The sequence below is a fragment of the Clostridium tanneri genome, from assembly GCF_033659955.1.
In the GTDB taxonomy this organism is placed as follows: domain Bacteria; phylum Bacillota; class Clostridia; order Clostridiales; family Clostridiaceae; genus Clostridium_AM; species Clostridium_AM tanneri.
This window is the reverse complement of the sequence record NZ_JARUJP010000019.1, coordinates 17,035-38,339: the sequence shown is the minus strand read 5'-3', so window position 1 is coordinate 38,339 and position 21,305 is coordinate 17,035. Positions and strand designations below refer to the sequence as shown.

General features: G+C 34.3%; 25 protein-coding genes and 1 pseudogene. 21 read left to right on the top strand and 5 right to left on the bottom strand.

Annotation, left to right across the window (positions count from 1 at the left end):
* Nucleotides 1–88: 88 nt before the first annotated feature.
* The 3 genes from P8V03_RS14595 to P8V03_RS14585 all read left to right on the top strand — a co-directional run bounded on the left by P8V03_RS14595 (nucleotide 89) and on the right by P8V03_RS14585 (nucleotide 4,099).
* A complete protein-coding gene (locus P8V03_RS14595; RefSeq protein WP_318798724.1) occupies nucleotides 89–2,335 on the top strand; it encodes a heavy metal translocating P-type ATPase in 2,247 nt (748 codons plus the stop codon).
* A complete protein-coding gene (locus P8V03_RS14590; RefSeq protein ID WP_318798723.1) occupies nucleotides 2,307–2,543 on the top strand; it encodes a hypothetical protein in 237 nt (78 codons plus the stop codon). Before P8V03_RS14595 ends, P8V03_RS14590 begins: the two co-directional genes overlap by 29 nt.
* 221 nt (nucleotides 2,544–2,764) lie before the next feature.
* Nucleotides 2,765–4,099 carry a DUF4434 domain-containing protein gene (locus P8V03_RS14585; protein WP_261671457.1) on the top strand — a complete coding sequence of 445 codons (1,335 nt, stop codon included), beginning with the start codon at nucleotides 2,765–2,767 and terminating at the stop codon, nucleotides 4,097–4,099.
* 46 nt (nucleotides 4,100–4,145) lie between these two features.
* Here P8V03_RS14585 and P8V03_RS14580 read toward each other — a convergent pair whose 3' ends face one another.
* Nucleotides 4,146–4,481 (bottom strand): winged helix-turn-helix transcriptional regulator, encoded by a 336-nt coding sequence (locus P8V03_RS14580; protein WP_261671456.1) that lies wholly within the window; start codon nucleotides 4,479–4,481, stop codon nucleotides 4,146–4,148.
* Nucleotides 4,482–4,700: 219 nt separating this feature from the next.
* Here P8V03_RS14580 and P8V03_RS14575 point away from each other — a divergent pair, with 219 nt between their 5' ends.
* From P8V03_RS14575 to P8V03_RS14535, 9 genes are all read left to right on the top strand, one after another.
* Nucleotides 4,701–5,558 (top strand): SIR2 family NAD-dependent protein deacylase, encoded by an 858-nt coding sequence (locus P8V03_RS14575; protein ID WP_261671455.1) that lies wholly within the window; start codon nucleotides 4,701–4,703, stop codon nucleotides 5,556–5,558.
* Between the two features lie 53 nt (nucleotides 5,559–5,611).
* Nucleotides 5,612–5,944, top strand: a complete 333-nt coding sequence (locus P8V03_RS14570) for a hypothetical protein (RefSeq protein ID WP_318798722.1) — start codon at nucleotides 5,612–5,614, stop codon at nucleotides 5,942–5,944.
* A 128-nt stretch (nucleotides 5,945–6,072) separates the two neighbouring features.
* Complete coding sequence (locus P8V03_RS14565; RefSeq protein WP_318798721.1) at nucleotides 6,073–6,456, top strand: SIR2 family NAD-dependent protein deacylase; 384 nt, start codon at nucleotides 6,073–6,075, stop codon at nucleotides 6,454–6,456.
* A 36-nt stretch (nucleotides 6,457–6,492) separates the two neighbouring features.
* Nucleotides 6,493–7,062 (top strand): HD domain-containing protein, encoded by a 570-nt coding sequence (locus P8V03_RS14560; RefSeq protein WP_318798720.1) that lies wholly within the window; start codon nucleotides 6,493–6,495, stop codon nucleotides 7,060–7,062.
* 96 nt (nucleotides 7,063–7,158) lie between these two features.
* A complete protein-coding gene (locus P8V03_RS14555; protein WP_261671452.1) occupies nucleotides 7,159–7,506 on the top strand; it encodes a cysteine hydrolase family protein in 348 nt (115 codons plus the stop codon).
* Nucleotides 7,493–8,944, top strand: a complete 1,452-nt coding sequence (locus tag P8V03_RS14550) for a nicotinate phosphoribosyltransferase (RefSeq protein WP_318798719.1) — start codon at nucleotides 7,493–7,495, stop codon at nucleotides 8,942–8,944. The genes P8V03_RS14555 and P8V03_RS14550 overlap by 14 nt, the downstream gene beginning before the upstream one ends.
* A gap of 16 nt (nucleotides 8,945–8,960) precedes the next feature.
* Nucleotides 8,961–9,146 (top strand): hypothetical protein, encoded by a 186-nt coding sequence (locus P8V03_RS14545; protein ID WP_318798718.1) that lies wholly within the window; start codon nucleotides 8,961–8,963, stop codon nucleotides 9,144–9,146.
* Between the two features lie 32 nt (nucleotides 9,147–9,178).
* Nucleotides 9,179–9,418 (top strand): adenine nucleotide alpha hydrolase family protein, encoded by a 240-nt coding sequence (locus P8V03_RS14540; protein WP_318798717.1) that lies wholly within the window; start codon nucleotides 9,179–9,181, stop codon nucleotides 9,416–9,418.
* Nucleotides 9,419–9,602: 184 nt separating this feature from the next.
* Nucleotides 9,603–10,595: a helix-turn-helix domain-containing protein gene (locus P8V03_RS14535; RefSeq protein WP_318798716.1), complete on the top strand. Its 993-nt coding sequence runs from the start codon at nucleotides 9,603–9,605 to the stop codon at nucleotides 10,593–10,595.
* A 58-nt stretch (nucleotides 10,596–10,653) separates the two neighbouring features.
* On the opposite strand, the gene P8V03_RS14530 is transcribed toward P8V03_RS14535, so the two are convergent.
* Complete coding sequence (locus P8V03_RS14530) at nucleotides 10,654–11,424, bottom strand: ATP-binding protein (protein ID WP_318798715.1); 771 nt, start codon at nucleotides 11,422–11,424, stop codon at nucleotides 10,654–10,656.
* A gap of 643 nt (nucleotides 11,425–12,067) precedes the next feature.
* On the opposite strand from P8V03_RS14530, the gene P8V03_RS14525 reads away from it, so the two are divergent.
* Both P8V03_RS14525 and P8V03_RS14520 read left to right on the top strand, forming a co-directional pair.
* Entirely contained in the window at nucleotides 12,068–12,289 is a 222-nt protein-coding gene (locus P8V03_RS14525) for a hypothetical protein (protein ID WP_318798714.1), read from the top strand.
* Between the two features lie 432 nt (nucleotides 12,290–12,721).
* Nucleotides 12,722–13,378: a DUF3786 domain-containing protein gene (locus P8V03_RS14520; protein WP_261671447.1), complete on the top strand. Its 657-nt coding sequence runs from the start codon at nucleotides 12,722–12,724 to the stop codon at nucleotides 13,376–13,378.
* Nucleotides 13,379–13,520: 142 nt separating this feature from the next.
* On the opposite strand, the gene P8V03_RS14515 is transcribed toward P8V03_RS14520, so the two are convergent.
* On the bottom strand, nucleotides 13,521–13,889 hold the full coding sequence (locus P8V03_RS14515; protein WP_261671446.1) for a winged helix-turn-helix transcriptional regulator: 369 nt from the start codon (nucleotides 13,887–13,889) through the stop codon (nucleotides 13,521–13,523).
* Nucleotides 13,890–14,087: 198 nt separating this feature from the next.
* Here P8V03_RS14515 and P8V03_RS14510 point away from each other — a divergent pair, with 198 nt between their 5' ends.
* From P8V03_RS14510 to P8V03_RS14480, 7 genes are all read left to right on the top strand, one after another.
* Nucleotides 14,088–14,828, top strand: coding sequence for a lactate utilization protein (locus tag P8V03_RS14510; RefSeq protein WP_318798713.1), 741 nt, complete (start codon nucleotides 14,088–14,090; stop codon nucleotides 14,826–14,828).
* A 534-nt stretch (nucleotides 14,829–15,362) separates the two neighbouring features.
* On the top strand, nucleotides 15,363–15,704 hold the full coding sequence (locus P8V03_RS14505) for a hypothetical protein (protein ID WP_261671444.1): 342 nt from the start codon (nucleotides 15,363–15,365) through the stop codon (nucleotides 15,702–15,704).
* An 88-nt stretch (nucleotides 15,705–15,792) separates the two neighbouring features.
* A complete protein-coding gene (locus P8V03_RS14500) occupies nucleotides 15,793–16,182 on the top strand; it encodes an iron chaperone (protein ID WP_261671443.1) in 390 nt (129 codons plus the stop codon).
* Between the two features lie 118 nt (nucleotides 16,183–16,300).
* Nucleotides 16,301–16,699, top strand: coding sequence for a VOC family protein (locus P8V03_RS14495; RefSeq protein ID WP_261671442.1), 399 nt, complete (start codon nucleotides 16,301–16,303; stop codon nucleotides 16,697–16,699).
* A 317-nt stretch (nucleotides 16,700–17,016) separates the two neighbouring features.
* Nucleotides 17,017–17,934 carry a helix-turn-helix transcriptional regulator gene (locus P8V03_RS14490; RefSeq protein WP_261671441.1) on the top strand — a complete coding sequence of 306 codons (918 nt, stop codon included), beginning with the start codon at nucleotides 17,017–17,019 and terminating at the stop codon, nucleotides 17,932–17,934.
* Nucleotides 17,935–18,003: 69 nt separating this feature from the next.
* Entirely contained in the window at nucleotides 18,004–18,897 is an 894-nt protein-coding gene (locus P8V03_RS14485) for an alpha/beta fold hydrolase (protein ID WP_318798712.1), read from the top strand.
* Nucleotides 18,898–18,968: 71 nt separating this feature from the next.
* The gene (locus P8V03_RS14480; RefSeq protein ID WP_318798711.1) at nucleotides 18,969–19,412 is read left to right on the top strand and encodes an SRPBCC family protein; all 444 of its coding nucleotides are present in this window, start codon (nucleotides 18,969–18,971) and stop codon (nucleotides 19,410–19,412) included.
* A 231-nt stretch (nucleotides 19,413–19,643) separates the two neighbouring features.
* On the opposite strand, the pseudogene P8V03_RS14475 reads toward P8V03_RS14480, so the two are convergent.
* A pseudogene (locus P8V03_RS14475) lies at nucleotides 19,644–20,054 on the bottom strand (asparagine synthase-related protein); the annotation flags it as partial.
* Nucleotides 20,055–20,196: 142 nt separating this feature from the next.
* Complete coding sequence (locus tag P8V03_RS14470; RefSeq protein ID WP_318798710.1) at nucleotides 20,197–21,234, bottom strand: LacI family DNA-binding transcriptional regulator; 1,038 nt, start codon at nucleotides 21,232–21,234, stop codon at nucleotides 20,197–20,199.
* Nucleotides 21,235–21,305: the final 71 nt, after the last annotated feature.

Sequence of the window (21,305 nt, the reverse complement as noted above, 5' to 3'; positions counted from 1 at the left end):
TAACTGAAGTACATAACAAACATAATAAAATATGAATGTTTTAAAGCATTATTTTAAACAAGATCCAAGACAAAGGAGAATCATGAGGATGAGTTTTTGTAGGATGGAGGTTGTAAAGTCTTTACCTGGAAGACTGCGGGTGAGAATTAAAGGACTTAAAGGCAATAGGTACTTCGCTGAAGCTATAGAAAGCACATTGAAAAGAAATGAAAAAATTTTTGTTGTCACGGCCAATCCACAAACTGGAAAGGCCCTAATTCTCTTTGATTCGAGACAGGTTTCTGTCAATAAGCTTTACCAGGAGATAGGAAGTTCCCTAGAAACTATGATTTCAAAAGTAATTTCTTCAAGAGCTGATAAGCTGCATGAAAAAGCTTTGAACAGAAAAACAAAAGAAATAAAAGTTTTTGAGCCTGAGGATTTGCCTATTGAATCACAAATATCAAAGGTAACCTTAAGTGGAGGATTATTATTAGCCCTAACGGTAAAGAGAATCTTCTTCGGAAAATCTTCTATGGCACGGTCTTCTGGAATAAATAACCTAGCTGCTTTAACTACAATAGCTACAGGATATCCAATTTTCAGAAGCGGACTAGAGAGCCTTGTAAAAAGAAGAAAGCTGAACAACGACTTTTTAATCAGTGCAGCTACTGTAGTATCACTCCTGTTAAAGGAAAGTATTACAGGGTTGGTTGTAGTGTGGCTTGTTAATTTAAGTACTTTGTTTCAAACTATGACCCTAGATAAATCACGTAAGGCAATAAAGCAAATGCTGCAAGGTAAGGACGAAATGGCATGGTTGCTATTAGACGGAACAGAAATATCTGTTCCTATAGAATCTATAGAAAAGGGTAATATTGTTATTGTTCATATAGGTGAGAAAATACCAATTGATGGTGAAGTAACTGATGGTGAAGCTGCTGTCAGCCAGGCAATTATAACAGGTGAGGCAATTCCAGTTGCTAAGAAGCAAGGTGATAAGGTTTTTGCTGGATCTATTGTTGAACAAGGAACAATAAAGATTTTGGCAGAAAAAGTAGGAAAGGAAACCTCTATAGCCAGAATTGTTCAATTAGTTGACGAAGCCAGCAAGGTAAAAGCACCTATTGAAAATATGGCAGATCGTTATTCTGAGAAAATAGTTCCTCTATCCTTAGGACTTTCATTACTAAATTATTTGGTAACTAGAGACTTTAAAAGAAGTATGACTATGCTCATTGTAGCATGTCCATGTGCAGCTGGTTTAGCTACTCCTACGGCAATTAGCGCATCCATGGGAAATGCAGCAAAAAGAGGTATTCTCATCAGGGGAGGAAACTATTTAGAGAAGGTAGGAAAAACAGATGTAGTTTTATTTGATAAAACTGGAACATTAACGGAAGGTAACCCATCTGTAGTAACAATTGAGGCTGTGCATGAAGATTATTCCGCTGATTTAGTACTACAATTAGCGGCTTCAGTAGAAAATCATACAAACCACCCGCTAGCTAAGGCTATATTAGAAAAAGCAAATGAAATCAATGCTAGTATATTGCCTACAGATACCCAGGTAGTTATTATTGGTCAGGGTGTTAAAGGAATTGTAAATAAAAGTGTTGTTATGGTCGGAAATGAACTTTTTATGAAAAATAATGGAATAAATATTAATAAAGACAGGGTAAAAGCTGATCGAATGAAGTTGCTTGGTCAAACTGTACTTTTTATAGCCTGTGAGAATGAATTAATTGGAATGATTGGTGTAAAAGATAAAGTAAGGTATGAGAGCAATAGAGCCATTAAGGGATTAAGAGAAGAAGGAATATGCAATATTGGACTGGTAACAGGGGACTGTGCTGAAACTGGGGAAATGATAAAGGAAGAACTAGGACTTGATCAGATGTGGGCTAATACTTTACCTGAGCAAAAATTAAGTATAGTGGAAAAATACCAGGGTGAGGGTAAGATTGTGACCATGGTAGGAGAGGGAATTAATGACTCACCTGCCTTAGCCAAGGCCGATATTGGCATCGCCATGGGAACTGGCGGTACTGATGTAGCTATTGAGTCTGCAGATATTGTTCTAGCTGATGACAATCCTGAGAAGATTGTTACCTTAGTCAAATTAAGCAATCACACCATGGAGGTTGTAAAACAGAATTTTATTTTCGCTGTTGGAATTAATGCCATTGGGTTAATCCTTGGTGCGGGAAAAATTATATCTCCATTGTCAGCTGCAATCTTGCATAACCTTAGCACCTTTGGTGTTGTTGTCAATTCTTCGAGGTTAATGAATTATTCTATAGATAAAAAGAGAAGGAGGAGGACAATTGGCAGAACTAAAGGATTTAGAAAATAAGATGAGAGCTCTAATTGCTCAAGGAAAAGAGTGTGTTGATTTAAGTTTTGAACTAATTCACAGGGAACCAGAAACAAAAAAAGTAATATTAAAGCACTGGGAAAATTTTCTACTCCACTTTTTTGAATATATTAAAGGTAAAGAAAAGGAAACAGGAGAAGATATAATTAAAGGCATTTCTTTGAGAAAGTTAATAAAGTTTAGATAGATTTTCAAAAATATCTTTAATAAACTAAATCCAGTAGTGAAGCAGCTTCACTACTGGATTTTATTTTAGTTCTTTTTATTTGGTGTTTTTTACGTTAATACATAAATATAATATTAGTAGTTAAAATCTGATACGCATATTTAGGTCATATTAGGTATTTTAATGAAATTGCTATTATAAAATGTGAGTTATCATCAATTTTGAAAGGATTAAAAGGTATTATGAGAATTTTGAAAGATGTCTTTAGTAGAATGGCTAATAGCTTGACAATATCAAAGCTACGTAAGATTAAGAATTCTAATAAAAAATATCCTATAGCAGATGGATCATTTATTCAAGATGATATGGTGGAAAAGTGGAATGATTCAAAATGGCAAAGTGAATTTAATTATTTAAAAGAATGTAATATGCATTACGTTATTATAGGCACTTCTATTACTGAAGGTGATTTAACCAAAACTATTTATCCAACCAAAATTCCTGGGGGAAAAATGGAATATCCAGGTGTAGATATTGTTGATATGTGTCTCAGAAATGCAGAGAAAATAGGAATGAAGATTTTTTTAGGCATTAATTTTAATAGTGATTGGTGGAAGAAAGGACCTAGAAACCCTAAATGGCTTTATGCTCAAATGGAAAGAGGAAATGAGATAGCCGATGAATTATATACTAAATACTATTCCAAATATCCTAATGCTTTTTATGGGTGGTATTGGGTATATGAGGTAGATAACCTAAACTTTAAAACAAAGGATGATTTTTCTGTATTAGCTAAAGCAATTGATATTAATTTAAAACATTTAAAAGAAAAAGGCCATCGATTACCACTTATGTTATCACCTTTCATGAATTCTGTTTATGGAAGTGCTGAAGAATATGCAAAAAACTGGGCCTACTTATTTCAGCATACGGACTTAGGAAAAGGGGATATATTTTGCCCACAGGATTCCGTTGGCGGCGGAGGGTTAAAAATAGATGAAGTAGATCACTGGTTTGCAGAATTGAGAAAGGCTGTAGATACTAAAGCAGGGTTATTATTTTGGGCTAATACAGAAACCTTTAATCACTTAAACTGGTCTAGTGCTCCGCTCAATCGATTTATAAAACAGATGGAAATTGAAAAACCATATGTAGATAACATTATAACTTTTGCATATTGTCATTATTATAGTCCTAATAATATTGATAAAGGTTTCCATGAGACTTATTTAAAATATGTTAAAAGTGGTCAGTTAGAAAACCGTAAACCAACAGCTCCAAAGAAAGTTGAAATTATAGAAATGGGAGAAAATAAATTTTTAATTTCTTGGTATCCTGCCAGTGATAACATTGGGATATATGGTTATGAAGTGTATAGGGATAAAAAATTAATTTTTACTACTAATGTAGATAGAATATTTAAGGGAAAGAAAGGAAAAAAGGAAGACCTTGTAATGAGTTATATAGATAAGGTACCCTTGAAAGATAGATTTAAAGGTCTTAGTTATGAAGTAAAGGCAATAGATTTTGCAGGAAATATATCAAAGCCTAAAAAAGCAAAAGTATCCTCTTTGTAAATTTGGTAGACTAGGCTGTTGAAGAGGATAGAATTGCTTATGTTTTTTATTTTTCTTTATTATGCTCCCCCCACTGACACATTCCCTGTATAATGGGCCAAAGGCTTTGTCCTTTTTCAGTAAGGCTATATTCGACCTTTGGAGGAATCTGTGGATATTCCTTACGATGAATTAAGCCATCACTCTCCATTTCCTTTAATGTGCTACTGAGGGTTTTGTAGGTTATTTTACCTATCATACGCTGCAATTCGTTGTAACGCACAGTCCCGTGCTTTGATAAATAAAATATAATTAGCAATTTCCACTTTCCGTTAATAATAGAAAGTGTATAGCCAAAACAGGTGTCTTGACTGTCAGCAACAACTCCTTTGTATTCCTTCATATTTACACTATCCTCCTAGATAGTATGCGTCGAAAAAGTGCATACTTGTTTGAAAATCTATACTGATTATATAATACATTTGAAACAAAGTAAATCAGTATTCAAGCATTAATAAAAAATGCATTACAGCTCTGTATCTTAATATTTGTTTTTGATGAGCTGCTATATAAGTGAATGTCTCTAACCAATTAATGAATAACGTTAGGAGGAAAATTAAATATGTCACAGATACAACAACAATATCAAGATAACATAAACACAATAATACAAAAAATCAAAGAAGCAGACGCCATTATAGTTGGCGGTGCATCAGGTATGTCTACTGCTAATGGTCATGATTTTTATAATCATAGCAAGTATTGGATTGATAATTTCAGTGAATTTGAAAAAAATTACGGGATTCGCGGTAACTTTGAAGCCCTTTACTATAAATATAAAACAAGCGAAGAAAGATGGGCTTATTTATCTAAACACTGTACACTTATGTTTGATACTCCACCTGGACAGACTTATATGGATTTACACAAGCTGATAAAAGACAAGAATTATTTTATTATTACCACAAACCAAGATATGCAATTTTCTAAGCTCTTTTCGGAAGAAAAAATTTGTCTACCTCAAGGGGATGCTCACTGGTTACAATGTGCAAAACCCTGTCACGATAAGGTTTATCCCGCTGAGGATATTGTTAGAAACATGGCTACTAGTGCTAAGGATACGAGAGTTCCTACAGAGCTGATTCCAAGATGCCCAATGTGTGGCGGGGAAATGGAGCCTTGGATACGTTCCTTTGTCTTTTTAGAGGGGGAATTCTGGGAAGATGGACTTAATAAATATAGAACATTTTTAGCTGAGAATTCTAATAAAAAAGTTGTATTCATAGAACTAGGTGTTGGACCTATGACACCAAATATAATTAAATACCCATTTACTCAAATGGCTTATAACTGGCCAAATGCTTTTTTAGTTCGTATTAATAAAGGTGAAGATACCACTCCTGATTATTTAATAAATAAAACAATAACAATGGATGCTGATATTGCACAAGTACTGAGTGATTTAGCTTCACATATGTAGAAAATGTATAGAGCATTCCACAACACAAATTTAATAAAAATGAGGAGTTACAGATGGAAGAGAAATATAATGAAGTTTTAAAAAAAATCAAAGAAGCGGATAGCATTGTTATCGGCGCAAGTAACGGTCTTTCAATTTCGGAAGGTTATCATATTTTTGCAGAAAACTTAGCTTTTCTAAAGAATTTTGGAGACTTTCGTGAAATTCACGGTTTTCACAGCATTATACAGGGATGTTTTTATCCATTTCCTTCTCAGGAAGAGAAGTGGGCATTTTTCAGCCGTATGTTCGAATACTTTTTATATAAAAAGGAAGCAAGTCCAGTTATGAAGAACCTTTATGAACTGGTGAAAGATAAAACTATTTTGTTGTTACCTCCAATATAGATGATCATTTTACACTGGCAGGTTTTCCAAAGGAGCGTCTCTTCGAAATAGAAGGTAATTGCAGGTATCTGCAATGTTCTCATGGTTGTCATAATAAAACTTATTTAGGAGATGAAATACTAATCAAAATGGCACAAAGCCAAGAGAATGGAAAAGTTTCATCAAATCTTATTCCTAAATGTCCTGAGTGTGGCGGCAGGATGCAAGTTCATATTGAACTAGATGGGGATTTTCTAAGGGACAAGTCTTGGCAAACTAGCTGTGATGCTTATCAGGATTTTATTAAGAAAGCTCATGGCAAAAAAATAGTTTTTCTGGAATTAGGTGTAGGTGCTAGAAATCAGATGATTAAAGCACCATTTATGAAGTTAACTAATATGGAGAAAAATGCTACTTACATTACCCTTAATAAAGGTGGCGATCTTTATATTCCAGAGGCAATTGCGGCTAAATCCATAGGTATTGACGGTGATATTGCAGAAGTGTTACAGCAATTGGTACAGATGAGATAAGTAAAATATGCAAGTGTTAGAATAAAGGAGAAAAAAATGCTTTTAAAACAGGTTATGAAAGATCCTATATGCCAGCCAGTGGAAAGGCGCTATAAAAAATGGTATGAATTTATGGAGCAAAATATCCAGTTTTGGTTAAAGGATAGTGTAAAGCACACCAAAGAGCATTGTGCCCGGGTGCTGCTGTTGTCACTTGTCATAGCATATCAAATTGGACTAAGTTATGAAGAAATGGATGCACTTAGCATGGCGGCTATTTTTCATGATTCCCGGCGCCTCGATGATTGGCTGGATAAGGGACATGGCAAACGAGCAGCAGAATATTATGCAGATTATTGCTGTGAGCATGATATGCCTTTTGATGAGCAGACTTATTACATCATGTATTACCATGACCAAGATGATACCATTGGATTGTCAGAGATTGCAAAAGCGCCTATTGTAAGCGAAAGATGCATGCTGTTATATAAGATTTTCAAGGATGCTGATGGATTGGATCGCTTTCGCCTAGGTCCAGGTGGTTTGGATGTAAATATGCTTCGCACAGAAGAAGCACATAAACTTGTTGACTTTGCAAAATATTTTTTGCAGAAAAGTAATGAGTGATAACTATTAAAGAAACATGCAAGCATAGCTTAAAGTAAATTAAATCCTCTTATAGAGGCCATTCTGACACATATAGCAGTAAGGAGGGATTAAGGAATGAAAGTTTTAGTGGTAATTGATATGCAGAATGATTTTATTAATGGATCACTTGGTACTAAGGAAGCTGTAGAAATTGTTGATTCTGCGAAGGCTAAGATTGACAGTTATCTAGTAACAGGTGACACAGTCATTTATACACAAGATACCCATACTAAGACTTACCTTCAGACACAAGAAGGGAAGAAGCTTCCTGTTCCGCATTGCATAAAAGGGACGCCTGGCTGGGGAATTTTCCAAAGGGTGTATGTGAGCGGATGTCAGGTGATTGAAAAGCCGTCTTTCGGTTCAATAGAGCTTGCTGAATTGATTGCAGTGATCGGAGGGGAAGATGATGACACAGTTTGATAAGCGCAATATCAGTATGATGATGGATTTATATGAAATGACTATGGCAAATGGATATTTTGCTGGGCAAAATGAGATGAAGAAAGTGGCATTTGATGTATTCTACCGTAAAAATCCGGATAATGGAGGTTTTGCAATCTTTGCAGGACTAGAGCAGATAATAGAGTATGTAGAAAATCTGTACTTTGATCCAGATGACATAGAATATTTCCGCTCACTGAATCTCTTTAGCGAAAACTTCTTGGACTATCTGAGTAATTTCCGATTCAAAGGAGATATTTACGCCTTCCAGGAAGGAACTATCATGTACCCTAATGAACCGATTATTACCGTAATAGCCCCCCTCATAGATGCACAGTTAGTAGAAACGGCCATTCTGACACAAATCAACCATCAGTCTTTGATTGCCACGAAAACAAGGCGCATCCTGTGCGCTGCAGAGTGGCGAGCTGTATCCGATTTCGGTGCAAGGCGCGCTCATAATATAGATGCGGCTGTTTACGGGGCAAGAGCTGCTTATATCGGTGGAGCCAGTAGTACATCTAACGTAATGGCAGGAAAACAATTTGGAATACCTGTCAGCGGAACCATGGCACATAGTTGGGTAATGTTCTACAAAGATGAATATGAGGCCTTTAAACATTACGCAAAAAACTACCCAGATGCAGCAGTGCTTCTCGTGGACACCTATGATGTTATACATTCTGGCATTCCAAATGCTATTCGTGTGGCAAAGGAAGTTTTGGAGCCAATGGGGAAACGACTAAAGGGTATACGTCTAGATTCTGGAGACCTTGCATACCTTTCAAAAAAGGTACGCAGGATGCTGGATGACGCTGGACTTAATGACTGTAAGATTTTTGTATCGAACAGTCTGGACGAATATACCATTACTTCACTCCTAGGTCAAGACAGCAAAATAGATGGCTTTGGTGTTGGGGAACGTCTGATTACGGCGAAAAGCGATCCTGTATTTGGTGCAGTTTATAAAATTGCTGCTGTAGAAGAAAATGAAACATTTGTACCAAGGATAAAGGTATCAGAAACCGTTGAGAAAATCACAAATCCCGGCCTTAAAAAGATATATCGCGTCTACTGTGAGGAAGGAAACGCCATAGCAGACCTGATTACTAGGTTGGACGAACTGGTGGATATGGACAAACCATATCGATATGTTGATCCAGAAAAACCTTGGAAAAACCGCTACTTCACAAACTGCACCGTGAAAGAATTGCAGCAGCTTGTGATGAAAGATGGAAAACGGGTGTATCAGGCACCTAGCCTAGATGAGATTCGTAACTTTGTGGAGCAGCAGTTAAAAAAGGAAATTTGGAAAGAAGAGCAGCGATTTGAAAATCCACATAAGCATTATTTGGATATGAGTCCCTATTATTATGAATTAAAGATGAGCCTGCTGCACGAAGCACAGAATGAATAATAAGGGGGAATTCCAATTGAGCAAACAAATGGAAATCATCCAAGCGTTGAATGTGAAACCAGAGATCAACGCCAAGAAGGAGATTCAGAGCAGGATTGATTTTCTCAAAGCATATTGTATGAAAGCAGGAGCAAAAGGTTTTGTCTTTGGTATCGTCAAGGTTTATACTAATGCGACAGGGGAGCCGATATCCTTCCTTTAGCCGGCCTTACAAAAGGACAGGGCCGTGAACTTTTGAAGGAGCTTAATGCTCCCGAACAACTTTATCTTAAGACTCCAACGGCAGACTTGCTCGATAACAAACCTCAGCAAGCAGATGAGACGGAACTCGGCATTGAATACAATGTTCTTGACCAATATTTATTGGGTAAAGAAGTTGCACCTAGTGTTAAGACGAGTATTGAAAATCGATTTGAAGTAACAAAGCATAAACGAGAATTGCTTGTAACTCCATTTGATACTTGGTGGAAGTAAGCATTTGTTTGAAGGAAAATAGTATAGGCTTTATTTACAAAGACTATAGTAAGGAATATAATATGAATATATGAGTAATTATTCATGGATTTATATATTAAGATAAGGGTGTAAGTTTAAGAAAAATAGAGAATTTTTTAGGCTTCAATCCAATATTAAACGAATGCAACGAAAGGATAACGCAATGAATACCACCGGAAAATTTCAGTTTTTGAACCAGGTATCCAAGGTTGTTCAACAAAGTAAAGATGGTTTTCACACATTATATAAGCTGGACTGCCTGGATGGTCAAGGAGATATGACAGTTTATCAGGTTTTTCCCGGTATTGAACTCTTTTTAGCTAATTTTGATTCCACCAGCTGTACCTTTCAACATAAGCCCTATGGTAATACAATGCAAATTAATTATTGCCAGGAAGGACGCGTTGGTTGGCAACTAGAGAGTGGTGCTTGTATGTATCTTGGGGAAGGAGATCTTTCTATTCATATGATGGACAACTGTGTTTCTTCTACTATGAGTTTTCCAGTAAAGCTTTATCGCGGCATTGGAGTTGTTGTTGATTTAGATAAAGTAGCCGATTATCCACCTGAAATTTTGTGCAATACAGCCATTAATATCAATGAATTTAAAAGGAAGTTCTGCGAAGATGACCATTACTTAGTTATGCCTGCCCGCGATGAAATTGAACATATTTTTTCTAAACTTTATTCATTACCAAATTGTGTGCAGCGTCCCTATTTCAAACTGAAGGTGCAGGAACTGCTGCTATTCCTATGGATGATTGATGTGAATAAAGAAAAGCAGCGGGAGCAATATCTATCTCCACAGGTTGAAATTATTAAAAGAGTTCACAAACAACTTATATCCAATCTTCGAGAAAGACCAACAATTGAAGAATTATCTAAAGAATACTTAATTAATACAGCAACCTTAAAGTCAACCTTCAAAGGTGTTTATGGACAGCCAATTGCCACCTACATGAAAGAATATCGCATTCACCAGGCTGCTAATTTGCTACGCCGAGGCAATGATATGATAGCTGACATCGCTAAGCAGGTAGGCTACGAAAATCAGGGTAAATTTGCAACGGCTTTCAAGAAAATTATGAAGGTTTCTCCAACGGAATATCGATTGCAACATCAAATAGAGTCCTACGATGTTATTAATTGCTTATAACCCAGTAAAAAAGCTATCTTGCTCTGTTACTGGGTTTATTTTTTTATATAACTCGTCTCTATATGGCTAATTTTTCGATGATATCCTTAAGAGCATTTTTTACAGGAGAGCTTTCAGGTAATTTCACCATTGGCTTTCCAGCGCAATCGTATTGATAAACCATATCATCTTGAGGAACAATACCGAGAAGTTTAAGACCTTGTTTTTCTATCTCTTCTAGCGTTCCAGGATTTAATTTACCTTCTGGTGCTCTATTTACAATTAAGCCCATATACTTTGGGTGCATATTAGACTCACTTACCAACTCTGCAATTCTTCCTGCTGCCTGAACTCCTCTCCTGGAACAATCACTAACTAGAATCATAGTATCAACATTAGGAAGAATTCCTCTGCTAATATGCTCCATTCCAGCTTCATTATCTACTACAATGTATGGATAATTCCCCTGAAGTTTCTGAATCTGCCTTTCTAGAAGACCATTTACAAAGCAGTAACAACCCTGCCCCTGGGAACGTCCCATAATCATCAAATCAAAATCATCCTCTTCCGTTATTGCATTATTCATGCGCATTTCTAGATAATCTGCCTTAGTCATACCGGCAGGGATCTTACTTTGTAAATCCATTCCTGCTCGTTCTAATTCTTCCCTAACCTGTCCAAGTGTCATGCTCGTTTCAACACCTAATACTTCATTTAGATTGGAGTTTGCATCTGCGTCTACCGCTAAGATTGGTTTTTTCCCGGTTTGCACTAAATATTCAATCAATAAACCTGTCAGCGTTGTTTTACCAACACCACCTTTTCCTGCAACTGCAATTACGTGTGCCATCTTATCTCCCCATTCTTTCTTTAATTTTTTTATTTCTTCAATCACAGTTTCAATGTAATCATATAGTGAAGCTATATTTCTGTCACTACCAACTTCTGCTGAAGTTCCATCCCCAGCTTACGATGAAATCTGAAGTTTGATTACATTATTTAACCATTCACAGGTTCAGTATATAAATGATAAGTTTAAGGGTCAATGGAGTTGACAAAGTTCATACCATTTGGAGCAAAAATACTCCAAAATGGAGCGAACAGAATAAGCTATCGATGGTTTTTTAGGACAAAGGTATATAAGATTTTAAGGTAATATCAATTATAATTTTCAGTGTGAATCAAAAATGAAGGGGAAGATTTTATATACTCACTCCATTTAGAAGGATTTATAATCCAAATAGAAGAAAACCTGCTGAGCTCATTGACCAGCGGGTTTGTTGTACATATACTAAACCTATAAACATATGGGTTATTGTCCATATTTTCAAGAAAAATTAAGATACTATTTGTCACGGAGGAATATGGACAAGGTAGTTAAAAACTAAACAAAAGTGACTTGAACTTATATTTTGAGGCAAAAGTTTCTGGTATATTGTTAAAAAGAGTAAAGAGTATTTATTAATATTAAATTAAGGGGAGTGTGGATAATAATGAGTGCTTTTGAAAAAGTGAGTATTGAGGAATTGGAAAAAAGGCTTATAAGACTTAAGGAATATCTTGAAGATATAGAAGAGGAAAGAGGATTTGTACTAGGCCAAAGGGGGATTCATCTCTCTAGTTCTGTAGCAGAAAAATATCAAATTGAAATAAATGATCTAAAGGAATGTATCAATGAGTTAGAAGAGTTATTACGAAAAAAACGTGCTAATTAACCTAAATGATAGTAAGCTACAGGAAGGAGAATAATAAAAACAATATTATTCTTCTCTTTCCGTTGATAATAGAAAGTGCATAGCAAAAACAAGTGTCTTGGTTGTCAGCAACAGAGCCTTTGTATTCCTTCATATTTACACTATCTTCCTAGATAGTATGCGTCAAAAAAGTGCATACTTGTTTGAGAATATATTCCAGTTGTACAATATACTTAAATCAAAGTAAGTAAATGTTCAAACATGATAAAGATATATTAGGATATTTGGTTACTACTTAAGTAACAAATTGATAAACTAACCTTTTGACCCCAACTCTTGTCATCAGCTCGACTTTTTTTGGGATGCAGGTACCGAAGTGCTAGTACTATGACAAAAGGAATATTCATTAGTAAACTTTATTAATTAATTTCACTTGTTAGGAGGATGAAAATAATGTTTCCTTATATGATAGGCGAGGATAAAGATGGTTATAAACCAGCACTAGAATATGCTGTTAAATGCTTTGCAGAAAAAGCTCCGCTTAAGATGTCGGAAAAAAGTGGAGCAACTTTTGATTCAAAACAATCTACTATGCGGATAAAAAGTCTTGGACAAATGCTTGATGTAAAATATCCAGAGGGTGAGATAGTTTTCAGCAATTCAAAACATATGCCTCCATGGAATTGGAGATGGCTTATTCTTCATTATCTTTCCCGAGCAGATAACACTCCCATTACAAATAAATTAATCTCATATCGTGAGCTAGAAAATGGATCTGTTAATTATCCAGCTATTTTGAGTAAAATCATTAATCCCCTAGTAAAAAAGTTTTCACAAGAACCAGTAGAGCAAATAAAAGCGGCATGTCTTAAACTGGGTGCTTCCATTGAAGAAGGGGGCGACGTCTGTGCTAAAATACACCTTTTTCCTAAGTTTCCGTTAACAATTAAACTGTGGTTAGGTGATGAGGAATTCAAAGGTTCTGCTAATATCCTATTTGATATAAGTGCTAATCAGTATCTAGATACAGAAGCTATTAATGAAGCGGGAATTATGGTTTCATATTTCTTAATTAAGCAATATGAATTAATGCAAACGAGGAATTGTTAGGTTTTAACAGCAAAATATTATGCAACATCAAGGGCAGAAATGTTCCTGTAATTTTTTCAATTTGCTATTTAGAAAAAGTTAATAATTGAAAAATAGAGCATTTCTGTTTCCTATCATTGCAAGTATTTACTCATTTATTTGGCTAGCAGCGAGCAGTCTTTAAAGTCATATCCTCTTTTGTCATCCTCTCTTTTCCCCAATTAAAAATAGCTTCTAATGCAGGCACAAGCTGTAAGCCGTTATCTGTTAATGAATACTCCACTCGAGGCGGAATCTGATTAAATTCCTTTCTGCTCACAAGCCCATTTTCCTCCAAACTTTTCAGTGATCTTGTAAGCATAATATTCGTAATACCTACTAGATTTCTTTTAAGATCATTATAACGCATAGTTTTATTTTGATATAATTTCCATAGTATTGGTACTCTCCATTTTCCACCGATAATTTCCATAGAATATATCATCACGCAGTTTTTCTCGTTAATAACTCCTTGTTCTTTATTTTGTGACATAAAATTCTCCTTTTTAGGGCACAAAAATGTGCGTACTTGTATACTTGTTTCTGGGCATTTATACTAATTGTAACAGAAAAAGTTAGTTTGCAATATTAATTTTATTATTTGTGATTGCTATCTGTTTACGCAATCCACTTTGAACTATCGAGTATGTGCAACAAAATTAAGTATAATATAATAAAAGGGGGAAAAATCATGCTAAATCTCCATAATTTTAAGATGCCAAAATTAAAAGAAGGGGCATATAACAGAGACAGTATAAAAAAGGACTACTTAAGACAAAAAGGCACAGTTGCAGTAAAGAATCTCAAAAAGAACAATTTTGAAGCCTATTATTGTGATTCAATTGAGGAAGCAAGAATACTTGTTTTAAGTTTGATTCCTAATAATGGCATCATAGGGTGTGGGGATTCACATACAATATTTGCTCTTGAACTGGATGAGGAGCTGGAAAAGAAAAATTGTGTTGCAATTCCTCATACTTGTGCAGTAAATAACTATGCTATGGAGCATAATAGCCCAGGGTTTAATGTTGTAGGAACTAAGGAAGAAATGCGAGATATACTTATGCAATATCTTGTTGCTAATGTATTTATGTTGGGAGCAAATGCAATAACAATGGATGGTCAAATTGTCAACACTGATGGAACAGGCAACAGGATTGCAGGAAGTCTTTACGGTTCAGACAGAATAATAGTTATAGCAGGTGCTAACAAAGTTGTTAAAGACCTAAATGCAGGATTAGAGAGGATTCGTTTTGTTGCAGCACAGATGAATAATGTAAAGTACTGCAATAATTTGGCATGCAATCTTAGTGGCACATGTATGGACTGTAGTTCTAAACAGAGAAACTGTAATATAACAAATATTATGCATAAAAAGCCTGTAGATTCGGATTTTCATGTAATCATAATAGGTGAGGAACTAGGATTTTAATCATACTTATTTCTAAAACTTAATAAAGAAGGGGTTCATTTTGGGATAATCTCTATTCATTATTAATATTTCTATAATCTCTTGCTAAATATAACAGGTGTGTAGATAAAATTTTTATTAGTCCTTTATGCAGACTAATATGTTAGACGATTCATGTGTAAAGCTCTTTGATAACTGAAACCTTAGGCAAATTGCCTTGATAAACTTTTTTGTTCGGATAACTATGAATTTAGTTATATATAGAGGAATTTAGACTAGGTTGTTGAACTTGTATTATATGGATTATTTTTCACACATTGTGTCTATAATTGGAAGTTTGGAAATTTAAAAAAGAAAACTTTAGAATTGGCATAAAGGAATATTTTATCAATACTAATGCTGATTGTAGGTATGCAATAGAATAAAAACCCGGCGTTGATATCAATAACTTATTGTTATACGACATAAGTGCAAATAAATTTTAATTAAAGTATAGGGAGTATGGGAATAAAGCATATATTAATAATCCAGTTATTAATTAGGGAGGCTTTTACCATGGCTAAAAGAGGGAGTAAGTACAAACTCCAAGATATTATACCATTACAAACTATCATAGATACTGTTAATTCCAGTACAAATAATGTTCTTTTGGAAATCGGTAGAGCAGTTGCTCCAGGGGAATATGCAGTTAGATTTTATAATGATAGGGAACAACCCCGATTTTATAAGAATGAAGAACGGCTTCGATATACAGTACAAAAGGCAATCCTTATAAGTTCATTCAACCATTGGAGAGAAGTAATTGATATTCTTTGCAAGAACAATGAACTAGAGTTAGATGAGGATCAATGCAGTTGTCTTAATGAAAGATTAAATGGTAGTATTTCTGGGAGATAGTTATTGACTCATATTTACACCGAATGAGCTTGTTATCTTTTTAAGATAGCATATTAGTCCACTTTAAGGATTTGTGAAAGGAGAAATCATGGAAGAGAATAAAACCACTTGCAAAACAATTGATGAATATATTTTACAATTCTCTCCTGAAGTTCAAGAGATACTTAAAACATTAAGAAAAGTTATAAAAGAAGCTGCACCTAAGGCAGAAGAGAAGATAAGTTGGCAAATGCCTACTTTTATACTACATGGGAATTTGGTACATTTTGCAGCTTATAAAAATCATATAGGATTTTATCCAGCTCCTAGTGGAATTGATGCATTTAAAGATGAATTATTAGAATATAAAGGAGCAAAAGGATCAGTACAATTTCCTATAAAAAGGCCATTACCTTATGAATTAGTAAGTAAAATAGTTGCATTTAGAGTTGCTGAAAATATAAAAAATGCAGAAGAAAAATTAAAGAAGAAAAAATAATTCAATCTCATATCAAACTAGCTATTAGGTTAAATAAACCTTAGATATAGCTGGCAAGGGATATTATAATAAAATCAAGTTATACATAAGAGTATAGATATGGAAAGGAGTATTCAAAATGGAAAAGGTAATACCATTCTTAATGTTTCAAGATGGCAATGCGGAAGAAGCAATGAATTTTTATACCTCCCTGGTTGAGGATTCAGAAATTATAAACATAGTTCGCTATGGTGCTAATGAAAGTGGAGTTGAAGGGTCTATTATGCAGGCTACTTTTACCTTAAAAGGACAAGAATTTATGTGTATTGATAGTAATATGAAACATGAGTTTTCCTTTACACCATCTTTCTCAATTTATATTATTTGCGATACGGAAGATGAGATTCGAGACTTTTATCAGAGCCTAAGTGAAGGCGGACAGGTACTTATGCCTTTAGATAATTATGGTTTTAGTAAAAAGTTTGGTTGGGTAAATGACCGCTTTGGAGTTTCGTGGCAACTAAATCTTCTAAGGTAATAAAATAAATTGTAATTGGAAAATTTTAAAAAGCAGATTGTTTTTTATTTTAAAGCATTGTGTGATTATTTCAGATAAAGGCTAATTGAAAAAAGTGCTAATCTTTGTTAGATGGAGCACTTTTTTCTTTGTTTTTAACTTCTAAATCAAGACCAATCAATTTAATCTTAATTTTTAATCGGTGTATAAAAAGATTATGCTTTAAAATTAATGGAATTACATAAATAACTGGTCAGCTCTAATATCTGGAATTCATTGTTTATAGCATTACGTATATATGTCATAATGTTATGTTAAAATATTGCAGAGGTGAGTATATGCAGATAAATAGACTTTTTGAAATCGTATATCTATTGCTTTATAAGAAAAGAACAACAGCTAAAGAGTTAGCAGAACATTTTGAGGTTTCAGTGAGAACAATATTGCGTGATATAGAGACGTTGTCAGCAGCAGGGATTCCTATATATTCTCAGCAGGGTAAGGGTGGAGGTATATCTATCCTTGATAATTTTGTTTTGAATAAGACTGCAATTTCAGAGGAAGAACAAAATCAAATTTTATTAGCTCTGCAAAGCCTGTCGTCCACAAACCATTTTGATGTTAGCAATATACTTTCAAGGTTGACTGTCCTCTTTGATAAAACAAGTGATAGTTGGATTGAAGTTGATTTTTCGCCCTGGACCAATTGTGAAACAGACAAAGAAAAATTTGAAGCATTGAAAGAAACTATTATCGGGAAGCAAGCAGTATCTTTTACCTATCTAAATTCCTATGGAGATATTACTCACAGAACAGCTTATCCGCTAAAGCTTGCATTCAAAGCGAAATCTTGGTATTTACAAGGATATTGTCTTTTAAAACAGGACTACAGAACTTTTAAAATTAGCAGAATTCAAGATGTTGAAATTTTACCAATAAGCTTTGCTGATAAAGAGTTTCATATTCCGTCAATTGAAATACCTCGTACTAATTCACATGACCTTATTAATATGAAGATGCGTTTTGCTCCTCAAGTAGCATACAGGGTTTATGATGAGTTCAATCAAAAATACATAGTAAAAAATGAAGATGGTTCACTTCTCGTATCCATAAGGCTGCCAGAGGATGATTGGTTATATGGATTTCTTCTGTCCTTTGGTACTTCCATTCAAATTTTAGAGCCTCTATATATAAAAAGAAATCTACTTCTTAAGATTGATGAAATAAAAAGATTTCATATCCAAAGTATAACATGACGTGCTGTTGTCATGTTATGAGTATTATGATAATGAAGTAATTGAGAAATTTTATAGGAGTGAGCTAAAATGATAGATAAAGAGAATGGTATAAAAGAAGTATTCGTCCATAGTAAAGTTATTGTCAAAGAGATACCTATCCATGTTGTAGAGGCTGGTCCAACATCAAAGTCAGCTGTGTTTTTTATTCATGGATGGCCTACATGTTGGCTGGAATTTAAAACTGTGATGACACTTCTTTCTAATAGTTATCATGTAGTTGCCATTGACTTACCCGGCATAGGTGATTCGGAAATCCCATTACGGTCATACAGAAAGCGAAATATAGCAGAGTATGTTCACAATGTTATGAACACCTTGAATTTATCCGATGTTACTTTAGTCGGGTGCGATGTTGGAGGACAGGTAACTTATGCTTTCTTGAAGAACTTTCCAGATAGAATTTCACGTGCTGTCATTATGAATGTTGCCATTCCTGGAGTTGAGCCATGGGAGGCGGTAAAAAGCAATCCATATATTTGGCATTTTGCTTTTCATTCCATACCCCAGTTACCTGAATTGCTTGTTAGAGGCAATGAACTGGAGTACTTTTCTTATTTCTATGATGCTCTTGCTGGAAAGGGTAAAAAAATGAGTGACACTCAAAGGAAATTATATGCTGAAGCATATAGTCGTCCAAGTGCCTTAAAAGCAGGATTTGATTGTTATAGATGTCTTGCTCTAGATGAAAAAGATAATATGACATCAAAAGATGATATTGTTACGATGCCGATTCTCTATTTGCGAGGAGAAGATGAACATATAAATGTTGAAGTATACATGAAGGGGTTTGCTGAAAATGGCCTGCAAAATGTGGTCCTAAAAGTAATCGAAAACTGCGGACATTTTTCATCAGAAGAACAGCCTGAAAAGGTTGCATCAGCCATTAGTGAATTTATAAGTAATATAGGAAATGACATTTAAGTATCTGGTTTAGTTCTTTGAAAATGCTATATCATCAGATTTGAATAAAATATTGAAAGGAGCGAATATATATGTCTAAAGAACTAGTTGTAAATAAGGAAGTTCAAATTAATGCTGATGTATCTAAGGTTTGGAATGCGTTGATAAATCCTAAATTGATAAAACAGTATTTATTTGGTACTGAAGCAGTTTCTGATTGGAACATGGGAAGTTCTATAATTTTTAGAGGAAAGTGGGAAGGGAAGATCTATGAGGATAAAGGTTTAATTTTGAAATTAATAACAAATAAGATTTTCCAATATGCTTTCTGGTCTCCATTTTCTGGTTTGGAAGATAAACCAGAAAACTATGCCAATATAACTTATGAACTAATTGAGAAAGGTGGAGATACTTTACTTGCAGTCACTCAAGATAACATCAAAACCGATGAAATGTTTAATCGAATTTATGAAAATTGGGAGATCATTCTCAAAGGATTAAAAGAAACAGTTGAAAAAAATGTTACTAGCCATTAGGTATACAGTAGTTTTTAATTAATGAAGGATTAAATACAAAGACGTATAAAACCGAGGTGAACTTGCTTGATTATGGTAAGTTAAGCACTAATAAAGTCCATTCTAAATACTTTTTAGGAACATTGAAAATCTTCTGCTTCATAACCCTATATGTTTGAAAAACATATAGCGTTGTAATCAGTCTAAGAACACTTCATTTGTCCGTTATAGTTAACATATGGTATAAAGTTACTATAATTCTATACTAACTTTATATTCTTTTAACCACTCATTAACCTGAATCAAATAAGCCAGCAGTTGAGGTCCCCTCATAAGCTGTCCATACCAAGGTTCTTTAAAGGAAGAGCCACCAGTTTGTATTAATAGTCTTATAGCTTCCTTATCAACCAAATTTAAAATAGGTGATGTCCTATCTTCTAATATATCAGTCATCCACTGCTGAACAATTTTAGTGTATTTAGGGTTGTGAGTTTTTGGGTAAGGGCTCTTTTTTCTATCAATAATATCATCAGGAAGAATGCCTCTTAAAGCCTTTCTTAAAATCCCTTTTTCTCTGTTATCACACAATTTAATATTAGATGGAATATTAAAGGCGTATTCAACAAGTCTATAATCTGCAAAAGGAACTCTTACCTCAAGAAATAGTGTTAATTCAATAATACTATTTTGAGTGTTTAATGGTATTTAACTAGAAATATGAATAATAAAACTAGTGACATCGAAACATAAAGTTTTAATGTCACTAGTTTAACGTTTGATATATATATTATAGTTATTAATTTTCCTACTGAGCACTTTTAGGTCTAATAGCGCCACAAGAATCTCTAATTATTAATGGAGTATCAAACAAAATAGAAGTAGAATTCTCAACATTATGATCAATTAGACCAGAAATAATTTTAATACAAGAAGTAGCCATCTCTTCCATAGGAATATTAACTACGGTAAGTGGTGGATTACTAAATTCCGTATTTTCAACACTACTCATACCAACTGCAATTATCTCCACATCTTCGGGAACCTTAATTCCTTCCTTATTAAAAACATGAAGAGCACCTAAGGCTATAGTATCAGAATTACAGAATAAGGCTTTTGGAGGATTGTCTAAGTTAATAAATTTCTTGGCTGCCTCCACACCACCCTCTATGGTGTTATCGGAAATTATAATGTTCTCTGGTAATATTTCAATTCCATTATTTTTGCAGGTTTCCACAAAACCTCTGTTTCTAATATCCATTGCAAGATAAGCTGACTTAGCCAGCATGATTGCTGCATCCTTATGTCCCATCTTAGAAAATAACAATGCAGATTCTACGCCCATTTTGTAGTTATCAACATGGACTGCACAGTATTTATCAGAGAAACGATTAAATAAAACCACTGGTATTTCTGGAGTTATACTTTCAAGATATTCCATATCAGAAACAGAGGTATTTGCAATAATTGCAGCATTATATATGTTACGATGCTTAAGTCCATTTTCTAAATGAAGAAAATCATTTTTATAAGGACAGATTACAATGTCAAAGTTACGACCTAATTGACTAGTTGCGTTTTGCAGTCCTCTTAAGAATCTGGCCATTAAGTTAACGCGGACGTCTGATGCCCAGTACAATGCAATTGTTGGATTATTAGACACATCTTGACTGCGTAACTTTCTCGCAGAAATATTTGGACGATAATCAAGCTCTTTGACAGCAGCCATGACTTTCTCCTGTGTTTCTATAGATATTTTTCTTTCAGATGCTTTACCGTTTAAGATTATTGATACAGTACCAGCAGAGACTCCTGCTAGGTTTGCGACATCTTTAATAGTAGCCATTTTAATCACTCATTTACAAATTAAATTTATGTTTAGAAATCCACACTAAATTATAAAAAAAATGAGTAATT